Origin of the sequence: Bradyrhizobium sp. WBAH42, assembly GCF_024585265.1 — a bacterium.
GTDB lineage: Bacteria > Pseudomonadota > Alphaproteobacteria > Rhizobiales > Xanthobacteraceae > Bradyrhizobium.
Genome location: NZ_CP036533.1, coordinates 1727372 through 1740000, shown reverse-complemented (window position 1 = coordinate 1740000; position 12629 = coordinate 1727372). Strand labels below are relative to the sequence as shown.

At 61.6% G+C, this 12629-nt stretch carries 10 protein-coding genes and 1 rRNA gene (1 of these 11 cut by a window edge); 3 read left to right on the top strand and 8 right to left on the bottom strand.

Annotated features, from left to right (window positions below):
• A 16S ribosomal RNA gene (locus tag DCG74_RS08110) occupies positions 1 to 1061 on the bottom strand (it extends 428 nt beyond the left edge of the window).
• Between the two features lie 1077 nt (positions 1062 to 2138).
• Here DCG74_RS08110 and DCG74_RS08105 point away from each other — a divergent pair.
• The 3 genes from DCG74_RS08105 to DCG74_RS08095 all read left to right on the top strand — a co-directional run bounded on the left by DCG74_RS08105 (position 2139) and on the right by DCG74_RS08095 (position 6313).
• Positions 2139 to 4202 carry a M23 family metallopeptidase gene (locus tag DCG74_RS08105; protein WP_172789722.1) on the top strand — a complete coding sequence of 688 codons (2064 nt, stop codon included), beginning with the start codon at positions 2139 to 2141 and terminating at the stop codon, positions 4200 to 4202.
• Between the two features lie 156 nt (positions 4203 to 4358).
• A complete protein-coding gene (locus tag DCG74_RS08100) occupies positions 4359 to 5978 on the top strand; it encodes an SMP-30/gluconolactonase/LRE family protein (RefSeq protein WP_172789723.1) in 1620 nt (539 codons plus the stop codon).
• 83 nt (positions 5979 to 6061) lie between these two features.
• Positions 6062 to 6313 (top strand): hypothetical protein, encoded by a 252-nt coding sequence (locus tag DCG74_RS08095; RefSeq protein ID WP_172789724.1) that lies wholly within the window; start codon positions 6062 to 6064, stop codon positions 6311 to 6313.
• A gap of 100 nt (positions 6314 to 6413) precedes the next feature.
• Here the strand turns inward: DCG74_RS08095 and DCG74_RS08090 are convergent, their stop codons facing one another.
• From DCG74_RS08090 to DCG74_RS08060, 7 genes are all read right to left on the bottom strand, one after another.
• The gene (locus DCG74_RS08090) at positions 6414 to 6785 is read right to left on the bottom strand and encodes a hypothetical protein (protein WP_172789725.1); all 372 of its coding nucleotides are present in this window, start codon (positions 6783 to 6785) and stop codon (positions 6414 to 6416) included.
• Between the two features lie 80 nt (positions 6786 to 6865).
• Entirely contained in the window at positions 6866 to 7612 is a 747-nt protein-coding gene (locus tag DCG74_RS08085) for a phage tail tip lysozyme (RefSeq protein ID WP_257187556.1), read from the bottom strand.
• Complete coding sequence (locus tag DCG74_RS08080; RefSeq protein WP_257187555.1) at positions 7516 to 8730, bottom strand: hypothetical protein; 1215 nt, start codon at positions 8728 to 8730, stop codon at positions 7516 to 7518. The genes DCG74_RS08085 and DCG74_RS08080 overlap by 97 nt, the downstream gene beginning before the upstream one ends.
• A 72-nt stretch (positions 8731 to 8802) precedes the next feature.
• Positions 8803 to 10098: a hypothetical protein gene (locus tag DCG74_RS08075; RefSeq protein ID WP_172789417.1), complete on the bottom strand. Its 1296-nt coding sequence runs from the start codon at positions 10096 to 10098 to the stop codon at positions 8803 to 8805.
• An 89-nt stretch (positions 10099 to 10187) separates the two neighbouring features.
• Positions 10188 to 10430 carry a hypothetical protein gene (locus DCG74_RS08070; RefSeq protein WP_172789418.1) on the bottom strand — a complete coding sequence of 81 codons (243 nt, stop codon included), beginning with the start codon at positions 10428 to 10430 and terminating at the stop codon, positions 10188 to 10190.
• 217 nt (positions 10431 to 10647) lie between these two features.
• On the bottom strand, positions 10648 to 11520 hold the full coding sequence (locus tag DCG74_RS08065) for a BTAD domain-containing putative transcriptional regulator (protein WP_172789419.1): 873 nt from the start codon (positions 11518 to 11520) through the stop codon (positions 10648 to 10650).
• 291 nt (positions 11521 to 11811) lie between these two features.
• Positions 11812 to 12624: an AraC family transcriptional regulator gene (locus DCG74_RS08060; protein WP_246709095.1), complete on the bottom strand. Its 813-nt coding sequence runs from the start codon at positions 12622 to 12624 to the stop codon at positions 11812 to 11814.
• Positions 12625 to 12629 lie beyond the last annotated feature (5 nt).

Below are 12629 nucleotides of genomic sequence, written 5' to 3'. Positions count from 1 at the left end.
GGGGTTGCGCTCGTTGCGGGACTTAACCCAACATCTCACGACACGAGCTGACGACAGCCATGCAGCACCTGTGCTCCAGGCTCCGAAGAGAGGGTCACATCTCTGCGACCGGTCCTGGACATGTCAAGGGCTGGTAAGGTTCTGCGCGTTGCGTCGAATTAAACCACATGCTCCACCGCTTGTGCGGGCCCCCGTCAATTCCTTTGAGTTTTAATCTTGCGACCGTACTCCCCAGGCGGAATGCTTAAAGCGTTAGCTGCGCCACTAGTGAGTAAACCCACTAACGGCTGGCATTCATCGTTTACGGCGTGGACTACCAGGGTATCTAATCCTGTTTGCTCCCCACGCTTTCGTGCCTCAGCGTCAGTACCGGGCCAGTGAGCCGCCTTCGCCACTGGTGTTCTTGCGAATATCTACGAATTTCACCTCTACACTCGCAGTTCCACTCACCTCTCCCGGACTCAAGATCTTCAGTATCAAAGGCAGTTCTGGAGTTGAGCTCCAGGATTTCACCCCTGACTTAAAGACCCGCCTACGCACCCTTTACGCCCAGTGATTCCGAGCAACGCTAGCCCCCTTCGTATTACCGCGGCTGCTGGCACGAAGTTAGCCGGGGCTTATTCTTGCGGTACCGTCATTATCTTCCCGCACAAAAGAGCTTTACAACCCTAGGGCCTTCATCACTCACGCGGCATGGCTGGATCAGGGTTGCCCCCATTGTCCAATATTCCCCACTGCTGCCTCCCGTAGGAGTTTGGGCCGTGTCTCAGTCCCAATGTGGCTGATCATCCTCTCAGACCAGCTACTGATCGTCGCCTTGGTGAGCCATTACCTCACCAACTAGCTAATCAGACGCGGGCCGATCTTTCGGCGATAAATCTTTCCCCGTAAGGGCTTATCCGGTATTAGCACAAGTTTCCCTGTGTTGTTCCGAACCAAAAGGTACGTTCCCACGCGTTACTCACCCGTCTGCCGCTGACGTATTGCTACGCCCGCTCGACTTGCATGTGTTAAGCCTGCCGCCAGCGTTCGCTCTGAGCCAGGATCAAACTCTCAAGTTGGACTTGAACTTTGAACCGGCTGATCACAACGTTTGACGAGGTCCCACCATTATCGACCGAAGTCGATGTGCTGCCCGCGATTCACATCGCTGGCAACGATGGTGTTTCCTTTAAAACGTGTACCGCCGAAGTCTTTCGTCCGGTCTCGATCAGAAAAGCCGAAGCTTTTCGGAAGCGAGACCCGCAAGGACTCCGCCGTCCACGTTTCTCTTTCTTCATCTTCACTTGTCAAACAGCCCGAGACCGGAGAGGCCTCAACCTTCCTGAGAGGAAGGGTTCCGACACCCTTACCGACGATGGATGAACTCCAACCGACTGGTGTCGGCTGTTGTGTCACTCAACAAGGTGAGGAGCATCAGTGGCGCGTTCGCTCGCCTTGGTCAGTGACCCGGCGGCGCCGCGCTCAGTGGTTGGGGTTATAGGCCCCACCTTCCGGCCTGTCAACGCCAATCGTCAACAAATCGTCGCACAGTGGAGCAGCGATAAAACATCCACGATTCCAGCCAGTTAGAAGGCCACCGGGCGCGTCGGACGATCCCGCCCGGCAAAAAATCTGAAAAAAAGTTTGCCCGCCGGCGGGCTCCGGAAGGCGCCTTGGGGCCCCTCCCCGGCCCCCTTCCTCGCAGTCTGAGGGCTCCCGGCCAGACGCCCGCTCCCCCGCTGGATGGGGCCCTGTCCCCGCCCGGCCCGAGTTCCGCCAGTGGTCGCACGGAGGGTCTTTACGGCTCGGCGTTCAGGAAACTTTTTCCATATTTGGCGCCGTACTTGAGCCACAATCCCGCGGCGTTCTGATAAGAGACAAGCTTGAATCGCGGGGATGCCTGTGGGGGCTGCCGGCGATTTTCATGGGGTCAGAGGAAGGCGATCTTGCAAATGACGCGACCTTCCTTCGGCATTCGAAAGACATCGAGAGAGCTTTACCCGTCCAGCTGTTCGTAATTTCGGCCGGCCCCATCAAGGGGCGTTCTGGGCGCGGATGGCTGTGCGGCTTGCCTTTTCCGGCGATCCCCGTTCAAGAGGGCAGCCGGGACCAGGTTCGAGAACGGGCATCTTGGGTCGTTGATTGGGGGACTTGGGTTGAACCACAGGACGTCACGCGGCGCTTACGGGCGTGAGACCGGGATCATCGATCTCGGCCACGAGCCGCCGCTGTCCGTCGATGGTTCTGAAGCCGCCGTGATCGACCGCCGCCGCGTCTCGGTGCAATGGTTCAGCGGGACAATTTTGACCGGACTCTGCGGCGCAGCCCTGATCGGCGGCGCCGTTTTCGCTTCTCTCGATGGCGAGATGACCTTCGCCAAGGTGCCGGAGCGGGTCGAAGGCGCGCTGCGCGGAGCATTCGGCGCCGCCGATCGCGCCGCCACGCTGCACAAGAGCGACCGCCTGCCGCCGCCGAGCGAATCCACGGCCTCGCGCAACGTGATGCGCGTCTCGACCGTGGCCCGGGTCGGCAACCGTGACGTGATGCGGGTGCGTCCGTTCGTGCGGATCGCCGGCAATCTGTCGATGACGACGAGCGATCTGTCGGCGAAGATCCCGCCGTTCAACGCCCAGCGCCTGCTGACCGATGTCGGCTCCGACCCGAAGACGGCGTCCGACGATCCCAACAATCCCGAAGCCGTCGAGCCCGACGCGGAAGTGTCCTTCGTCACCAAGGACCTGTCGCCGGTGCTGCCGAAGGCCAAGATTTCCGCGGTGGTGGCGCTCGACGACATCCTGATGCGGGTGCGCGATGCCGCCAATTGGCGCGGCAATGGCGGGGTGCGCTACGCCTCGCTCGCCAATGCGGCCGCCGACATCTCCGGCGCGACCGGTCCCTCCGAGATCAGAACCGCCTACGCCGCCGAGGTCTCGCCCTCCGATCCCTATGCCGGCTTCGAGACGCGCGTGGTGCCGGAAAACGTCACGCTGCTGCCCAAGACCAAGGAGCAGATCACCGGCGGCAATCCCAACGGCGAACGCGTCCACATGGTCAAGAAGGGCGACAGCGTCGCTTCGGTGCTGCGCGATCTCGGCGCCAATGCCGACGAGATCAAGGCGATCACCGCGACGCTCGGACCGCGCGGCCGCGACGGCGGCCTGAAGGAAGGCGAGAAGCTTCGCATCCTGATGGCGCCCGCAAGCCCCGGCGCCCGCCTGCAGCCCTATCGCGTCGTGGTTGCAAACGACACGATGGTCGAAGCGATCGCGGCGCTGTCCGATCTCGGCAAATACGTCGCCGTCGACGTCTCCAGCATGAACACCGTCGCCGATACTGCGGCCAACGCCAGCAGCGACGACGACGATGATGACGACGGCTCCGGCGTGCGGCTCTACCAGAGCATCTACGAGACCGCGATGCGCAACAAGGTCCCGATGCCCGTCATCGAGGACATGATCAAGATCTACTCCTACGACGTCGATTTCCAGCGCAAGGTGCAGCCCGGCGATTCCTTCGACGTGTTCTACGCCGGCGAGGACGAGGGCGTGACGTCGAGCGAAAAGAACGAGGTGCTGTTCGCCTCGCTCACCGTCGGCGGCGAGACCAAGAAATACTACCGCTACCAGAGCCCCGACGACGGCCTGGTCGACTATTACGACGAGACCGGCAAGAGCGCGAAGAAGTTCCTGGTCAGAAAGCCCGTCAACAACGCCATCATGCGTTCCGGCTTCGGCGGCCGCCGCCACCCGATCCTCGGCTACGTGAAGATGCATACCGGCGTCGACTGGTCCACCAGCTACGGCACGCCGATCTTCGCCTCCGGCAACGGCGTGATCGAGAAGGCGGGCCCCGAGGGCGGCTACGGCAAGTACATCCGCATCAAGCATTCCAACGGCTACGAGACCGCCTACGGCCACATGTCGGCCTTCGCCAAGGGCATGGAGGTCGGCAAGAAGGTGCGGCAGGGCCAGGTGATCGGCTTCGTCGGCTCCTCCGGTCTGTCGACCGGCCCGCACGTCCATTACGAGATCCTGGTCAACGGCCGCTTCGTCGATCCGATGCGCGTGAAGCTGCCGCGCGGCCGTTCGCTGGAGGGCCCGATGCTGGCAAGCTTCGAGAAGGAGCGCGACCGGCTCGACGGCATGATGAGCGGCCGCGGCGGCGCCATCGCCCGCATGTCGGACGCGACCGGCGGGCCGCTGCAGGTCACCAACCGGTAAATCGGCAGCCCGCCGGTATCGGCCGGCATTTTCCAAACGGAATTTCAAACAAGAACGCTGCGCAGCCGGGCCGCTTTCGCGGCGTTTCAACGTCAAGTTTCGTTTGCCAAAGCCGCAGGACGGGCGAATACTTTCCAAAAAACGGGAGGTCACGCCATGAAGAGCAGGCTCGCCTGCGCAGCCCTGATTGCTGCGCTGTTCTCCACAACGAGCGCATCGGCCGACGGCTGGGAGGTCACGAGGCTGGTGCCGGGCTCGGCGTTCCACGGTGTGCACGGGCTCGGTGTCGACAAGGCCGGCCATTTGTTTGCCGGCAGCGTCGCTGGCGCTGCGCTCTATGAGGTCGACATCGCCGGCGGCAACGCCAAGGTTGCAATCCCGGCACCGGTCGGGATGGCCGACGACATCGCATTCGCACCCGACGGCACCATGGCCTGGACCGGCTTCCTCGCCGGCGATCTCTATGCGCGCAAGGGCGACGGACCGATCAAGAAGCTCGCGTCCGGGCTTCCCGGCATCAACTCGCTCGCCTTCCGCAAGGACGGCAGGCTCTACGCCACCACCGTCTTCCTCGGCGATGCGCTCTACGAGATCGACGTCGAGGGCGTCAAACCGCCACGCCAGATCATGGAGAAGATGGGCGGCCTCAACGGCTTCGAGTTCGGTCCCGACGACAAGCTCTATGGTCCGCTCTGGTTCAAGGGCCAGGTCGCTAGGGTCGACGTCGACAAGGCCGAACTGAGCGTCGTCGCCGACGGCTTCAAGGTTCCGGCCGCCGTGAACTTCGATTCCAAAGGCAACCTCTTTGTGATCGACACCGCGCTCGGCCAGCTGGTCCGGGTCAATCCGAAGTCCGGCGCCAAGACCATGGTCGCGCAGCTGAAGCCCTCGCTCGACAATCTCGCCATCGACGACAAGGACCGCATCTACGTCTCCAACATGGCCGACAACGGCATCCAGGAGGTCGATCCCGCGACCGGCCAGGCCAAGCAGATCATCATCGGCAAGCTCGCTTTGCCCGGCGGCATCGGTGTCACCTCGGAGAACGGCAAGGACACCATCCACGTCGCCGATCTGTTCGCCTATCGCACGGTGGATGGGGCGACCGGCGAGGTCACCGAGAAAGCGCGCATGCATGCCGCAGGCACAACGCTCGAATATCCGATGAGCGCGACGGCAAAGGGCAACGACGTGGTCCTGTCGAGCTGGTTCACCGGCACCGTGCAGGTGATCGACGGCAAGACCGGCGCGACGCGCGAGATGCTGCACGACTTCAAGGCGCCGCATGACGCGGTCGTGCTCGCGGATGGCAGCATCCTGGTGGCCGAGCTCGGCACCAAGTCACTGATCAAGGTGAGCGGCGAGCACGGCAAGGACCGCACCACGCTGATCGGCGCGCTCGAAGGCCCGGTCGGGCTCGTTCGCGGGAAAACCGACGAGGTTTTCGTGACCGAGGCGTTTGCGGGCCTCGTCTCCAGGATCGACAGCAACGGCGAAAAGACCGTCATCGCCAAGGAGCTGAAGATGCCCGAAGGTATCGCAAGAGGTCCCGAAGGCCAGCTCATCGTGGCGGAGGTCGGCGCCAAGCGGCTGATCGAGATCGCACCGGAGAGCGGCAAGATCACCGAGATCGCCGCCAATCTCCCGATCGGCCTGACCGGCGCACCCGGCGGCTTGCCGACACATGTCCCCACCGGCGTCGCCGTCGGCGCGACGGGTACGATCTACTTCAGCTCAGATGTCGAGAATGCGATCTACAAGGTGGTGAAGAAGTAGGAATGGCGCGCACGGGCCTGGCCCGGGAACCGGCACGCCGGTTCTCGGTTAGACGCTGACCGAAGCCAGCAGGAGGATCGCCCATGACGCGCCTCTCACGCGACGATGTCGTCAAGGCCGTGGACCGTGCCGACGACGTGACCATTGCCCAGATCATCGGAACCGGCGCGACCGCCGAAGAACTCGCTGAAGCCCAGGCCTGGCTCGCCAATGACGAGCCGATGATCAACGATCTGCGCCCGCTGGCGCAGGGCCGGGTGCGCGAGCTGGTGGATATCTTGTCGGAGCTGGAGGAGGAGGAGGAAGGCGTCGAGCCAGGCATAATTCACAGATGAGATCGGATGGACATGCGCCTGTCCAACAAGCAACAAAAGCACGACACAATCGGTGCCGCTAACGCAGCGGCGCTCTCGTCGATTCCGAGTTGACTCTCGATTATCGCCACGCGCAAATCCTCGCCCGGCTGTTGGACCAACAGGCGCCCTTTCTTTTGAGCGGACCAAGATGCTCGTCAGCGTGGCTTTCGGCCGCAACGCCGTTCCAATAGCCGACCGCTGCATCGGTTCCTCCATCGAGAGTAACGTAAGCGAAATGCTCGGATCGCGACTTGTCGCCAACGCCGACGGTGAAACTTCCACCCGTCCCGATTTCGATATTGCATCGCCCCTTCAAGAACGTATGCCCGTCGACGACGACGAGACATCTGCCCTCGTTCGCGTGCACATCCGCCGGCACGGCTAAAGGCATGGCCCAGCAAAGCAGCACCAATGCCTTCGCGCCTGGAATCTCGAAAAGCCGAACACGCATGGTACGTGATCCCTCGCGTCATCGGAACGCGCTCTCGGTGCAGTCAATCTTTCGGCCATCGGAACACGACCATCGGATCACTAAGCGGTTACGGCAAAATGGATATGGTCGCCGTGATCGCCGATCGTGCTCGGATTGAAGTTGTGCTTCCTGCCCTGATCGAAGTTGAACTTGTTGGGATCGTTGTTGGGGTTGATGCGCCGCGCATCGAATATAAGTTCGTCGATCCCCAGCGCAGCTATCTGTGCCTCGGTCGCGATCTGGGGCAGCAGCGCAGCGGCGATTTCCTCGTTCGCAATATCGACCGCTCGCCCCGCGGCATGGAAGCTTCCGGCCCCCGTACGTATCAGGGAGCTGATACGGATGACCGGCGTCATGCCGGATAACTTCAGGACCAGCGCCTGCAACTTGGGCGTGACTTTGGTGCCCGTATTCAGCCCAAGCAATTGGCTTTGCAGTGCCGGCTCCTTGAAGGTGATCTTGCCTGCCTTGATCTGCGCGCGAAGCTGGTCGACGATGGTTCCTCCAGCTGCCTGCGCATCACCGGGTTGGTCCGGAGGCGCCGCTCTGAAGACATCCAGTGCCTTCCTGGCCCAGTCCTGCCGCTCATCCAGTGCAGGAACGCCCGGTCTCTCGTACTTGGACATGAAAACCGCGGTTGCGCTTGCGAGATTCGTCGTTGCAGCGAACGCGTCGAAAGCGGGCTTCTCGTCCCCCTTCATTTCGTGTCTCATGAAGGCGTAGTTGCCTTCATTTGTCTCGGTACCCGGGATGGGCGGCACGCAAAAGGCCTCGAACTTCTTGCGGCGGTCGCCGGTCCATTGCAACCACCCCAGCCCCCCCTTCCCTTCTTCGGACGTACTTCCTGCATCAATCGGAAGCCGCCGGTCTCGCGGCCGATATTTCCAAGAACGCCGGCAGCGTGAAAGTCCTGAAGCTGAGGGAAGTCGCGCAACAGGAACCGCATGATGACCGGCGCACGCTCGGCAAACGTCGTCCCCATTCCTGCGAGCTGCGATGCATCGGACATCTGCGCGTTGGCGCCGTTCACGGTGCCGCCTTCAGGCACAGCCCCCAGCAACGCCACCCCTGCCGCGATGATGTCGTCCCTGGTGGTCGTCAGGACCGGATCCATTCGCGCGACGATCCGATCAATCGCGGCGTCACCCTTGACCGATCCGTCGGCCTCGAACAACTCGGCAAATCGCGCCGCGATCTTGTCGAACGTGGGAGCACCTAGCGGCCTGTCCTTGGCTTGATCGGGAGCCGCAACGCCCTCGAAAGCTTCCTTGATGGTCGGAGATGGCGTCTTGGTCACGGCGGCGACGGCGGCCTTGGCGCCGATCAGCTGGGCGAGGTAAAGCTCGGCGGCGCTCGGACGGCGGCCGGCGGTGATCGCACCGAGTTCCGCGATGAGAGCAGCCTCGGAGCGATGCGTCATCAACGTGAAGAGCACGACCTGGACCCGCCAGTCCGTAATGTCTCTTGCGCTGAAGCCGCTCTTGCCAAGCTCGGGCAACACGCGGACTGCATCCCATTCTGCTTGCGTGAAGCGAAAGGGACCGAAAAACGGGCCCAGCGCTCCCGCTTGCTGGTCGCTCGATGTTGCCGAGCGCATCTCGGCGACTGCCGCGACGTAATGGGGGTTGGCATCCGAGAACAACGCTTCGACCCAGCACTGGTCGGCGAACTTTCGCTTCTCGATCGGACCTCCGGGTACGCTGCCCTCAAGATCGACATGCGCCGACCGAACCCAACCCTCCGGCGCAACGGCGTTGTCCAGCAGCTTGACCTTGGTCCATTTCACCTTGCCGGCGGGAGTATCCACCTCCGCCGTACCGATAACCTCCACTTCCGTGTCCGCATCAGCAAAGCCACTTTCGATCAAGTCAGCGTTCATGCCCGGCTCGATCCGCAAAATATCGTCGTCCTTCATGATCGGCATGGTCTCTCCATAGACAAAAGAGCATGATCGCATTGCAAACCGATCGTGAGCCGCGTCCATGTGTACGCGCTCTCACGCTCCTGCCAATATCTTCTCTGCCAACGCCTTATCGATCTCCTCGCCCGTCGTTCCAGTCAACGCGCGGATCGCGCCGATCGCTTTGCGCGTCTGATCGTCGAACTTTCCGGTCTGTTGGACGGTCACTTGCGATTGCCGGTTCTTCAAGAATTCCGCTATTTTCGCCTGCAGCCGTCTGATGCTCTTGTCGGCGCCAGACTTCGCTACGCCATAACGTCCGACTTCAAAAGCGTTCCTGAAGCCAAGCGTGTTGCATTCACGAACATCCGACACTGCTCTCTGCAAAACAGGTCTCAACGTCGGAGATGTCGGATCTATGGGATCTGGCACAATCACTGGTATCGCCTCCAGATAACTTCGGATCGCAGCAACGGTCGCCGGATCCGCTTGGCCGTTCGCGTTACGCACGCAAAGCGCGACCTGAACGCTTGTGATGAATGCTGTTCCGACAACTGGCGGCGGGGGGAATTTCCTCTCGGGCATCGGATCGCGCGCACGCGTGATCGTCGTCGCGCGAACCGTTTCCGCATTGATCAGCGGAGGCCTGTTCAGTGCCCCCGATCCACCGACCTGGAACACCGTGACCGTTGAATTGATGTCTGTCTCGATCGCATATGGCGTGCAGATGGTCAGGTAGGAACGAAGCGCATGAATGGCTGCGGGCCGATTGTCCACCACGATGCCCTGAAGTTGAAGCCGATAGGCTTCCCGACGCCGCAAGACCAGGGTCTGAACGGTGGTCTTGTCGACCTCCAGCAGCAGACGGGAATTGACGTTTGTGAACGTGTTGGCCGCAAGTCCGAATGCCAATCCCGCCAGCGTAATCGGGTTCGCGCCCGCCCCCGTCACACGCATGATGGCTTGGCTCGCGACAGTGATGTCTCCGAGCTCCTTCAGAACGGCTTCGTTGGTTCGCCTTCGGTCATCGAGCCATGCCAAATAGGCGTCACAACGCCGATCAACGTCATTCAAGCCTGCCTGGACAATCAAATTCCAAGCGTTTGCATTTGGCGTGGCATTAAAGCATTGCACATCCGAGGTCGATACGAGCGGGAGTGCCTGCCGGCATAGTTCTGTGAGGTATACCTCTTGCAGCTGCGTCGTCGCAACGATGTCGTCGGAATAGAGGTCCGTCCCGATTCCATATCGGAAATAGCGCGAGTCGGTCGTGTCGCACCCGGCTAGGGTCAGCCCCAAACACACGACCGCTATGAGTCCCCAAACGCTACGCATCGACGCAATCCCGTGAAGCAAATGAGTCTCGTGGCGAGCCCCGATCAAATCGCTCAAGAGCATTCATACGCCCCCAACCATCGAACCATCGCGTGGATGGCAGCTGGCAGCTCATTGCATGATCGATCTTGCGCACGACCTGTCTCTCACTGTTCGGGCGTTGGCGGATCAACGGTCCAAGTCGCATGCTCTTCATGTGCGCCCTCCGCCACGTTCAGATTGGCGGTGACGATTGCGAAAGCGCGTTGCACGTCGTCGACCACATCGCGCCGCCGCGTATTGATATTGCGGACGAGAACCCGCCAACGGCCGTCTCCGCTGCCACCGGCGGCTTCCCGCCAGAAGCGCAGAATGAAAACCTGATCCAAGAGCGGCTGTTGTGAGCTCATGGGCCGAACGTCGCATGCCGTGAACTCGGGCAGATCGCGTGATCGTTCCGGGATGCTGGCCCTTCGCTCACGGTGGCCTGCGGCGAGAATTCCGAAGCGATCGCGCCGCGATCACGACAGAATCACGACACGGCCGGGCAAGGCAGGTGCCTGCCCGGCCATGGCTTGGCCAAGCCCTGGTCAGGCTCGCGATAGAAAACGGATACGACTGCGGCGCCTAGTTTGATGCGCGCCGCCTCTCGTCGCGGCTCATCAGCCCGACGCGCAAATGCTGGGCGTCGTCGGCGTTATGCAGATTCCTGATCTCGTCAATGACCGCACGCGTTGCTAGAAGCGGAGAAATTCCCAGCTCCTGCTGGATCATGGCGATCCAGTGATCGTAGTACCTGATGGCGTCGATACGCCTCTCATCGAGTGCAAGCAACGTCAGGAGATGTCGAACCAGTTCCTCGCGATAGGGATCAAAGCGCAGCGCGTGACGAGCGAGCAGGATCGCATCATGATAGTGGCCACAAAGTCCCAGATGACGGACGATGGTCATTGCCGACTGCACAAAAAGGGAATGCAATCGCTCGCGTTCCTCCAATATCCAGTCGGCATCTTCGCCGTCCAGGAATGGCCCCTCGTAGCGGTACAGGACGGCGAGAACCTGCTTCATCGTGGAAGGATCCACGTGCGCCTCAACGCCGTTGAGAGCGGCCTGTGCCGCTTCAAGCAGAGCCCAGGTGTCGACGTCCAGCCAAGACGTCCTCTCGAGAATAGTCTCCGAGCCGACGGTCCTGAGGCCATAGCCCTCTCTGTACTCCGGAGCCGACGCAAGCAGTTTTCGCAAACGCCAGATCGCAGAGTTCACGGCTCGGCGTCCTCTGTCGGAGTCCAGCTCCGGCCAAAACAGGTCGATAAGTCGCTCGCGACGGTGCGGACGGTCCGGAAAGGTGAAAAGGAAGCCGGCCAATCTCCGTCCTGCTGGACCGAGATCCAACCAAATCTGCTCGTTACCGCGCGCAACCCGGCTGGCCCCCAGCAAACTAACGGTCAACACCGCCGCCCCTCCACGCAAAACACAACAAAAACTGCCTGTGGCGTTCAATCATCGCAGCTCGAAATTGCGAGCTCAGTCTAAAATTGTTGGTTGCTCAAAGACTCGTGTGAAATCCTTGAGTTCTTGGCCGCGGGAATGCCGCGTCGACCGAGATGGAATTATGGCAACGGAGCCTATGGTTGTTCAACATCAATTTACATCCTGAGCGGATAACCGCAGTACGTGTGGCTTTTCAACGACACAACACGCGGATACCCGACCTGCTTCGCAAAAGCGAAAACCCTCCCCGCGCCGGCGGAGAGGGCTTTGAGGCACAGCTTGAACAGCACGTTGCAGACGTTATTCCGCGCGCAGCCGTGCGAACAATTCCGACGGCATCATGCCGAACATGTCGCGAAAGGCCGTGCTGAAATGCGCGGAGCTGGAAAAGCCCGCGCCATGCGCGGCCTCGGTCAGCGATTGGCCTTGTGCGACCGCCCGCGCGGCAGCGCCGACCCGGGACCAGATGCGGTAGCGGCGGAGCGGCACACCCGTGACGTCCTTGAAGAGATGCAGGAAGCGCGAGGACGAAAGCCCGGCCTTGCGGCCCAGTTCAGCAAGCGTGTGCGAACCGCCGGGCTCCTCGCGCATCCGCTCGATGGCGGCGGCAATTCTCGCATCCGGCTGCGGATTTGATCCGATCCCAAGCATATCGCGGGCTGCTTGCCGCGCGTCCTCTGATGCGAGGCGTCGTTCCGCAATGTCGCGGAACAGCGCGACGACCGACCTCTCGTCGATCAGGTCGAACGCGACGTTTGATCCTACCTCCTTCATTCGTGAACGAAGCGCCTCGATATCGCGCCCGAGGGGATCGACATACAGAAAGGCGGTCGGTCCGGCGTCGATGCGGAGATGGTGCAGACTGTTGGGCGTGATCAGCACGCTGCGGGTCTGGCGATAAGAGGGCGAGCGCGCCCTTGGATCGTTAGCTACGCCTATCGCCCCGTCGAGCGCGACGGCCAGCACGCCGGTGGCATTGCGGTGGGGAGTCAACCCGAAGGCTGGACCGAGATAGATCACCCGCGCGTCCCAATCGAGCATCCGCGCCTTCTTCGGTCCGCTGCTGGGCGGCGTGCTGATAGCCAGTTCCTGAAAGTCGGGAGGCGAGGTCATGCCTT

Bases quoted from the DNA above. Each gene is read 5' to 3' on its own strand.
- DCG74_RS08100 (WP_172789723.1), top strand. From the start codon at position 4,359: ATGAAGAGCAGGCTCGCCTGCGCAGCCCTGATTGCTGCGCTGTTCTCC.
- DCG74_RS08095 (WP_172789724.1), top strand. From the start codon at position 6,062: ATGACGCGCCTCTCACGCGACGATGTCGTCAAGGCCGTGGACCGTGCC.
- DCG74_RS08090 (WP_172789725.1), bottom strand. From the start codon at position 6,785: ATGCGTGTTCGGCTTTTCGAGATTCCAGGCGCGAAGGCATTGGTGCTG.
- DCG74_RS08080 (WP_257187555.1), bottom strand. From the start codon at position 8,730: ATGCCGATCATGAAGGACGACGATATTTTGCGGATCGAGCCGGGCATG.
- DCG74_RS08070 (WP_172789418.1), bottom strand. From the start codon at position 10,430: ATGAGCTCACAACAGCCGCTCTTGGATCAGGTTTTCATTCTGCGCTTC.
- DCG74_RS08060 (WP_246709095.1), bottom strand. From the start codon at position 12,624: ATGACCTCGCCTCCCGACTTTCAGGAACTGGCTATCAGCACGCCGCCC.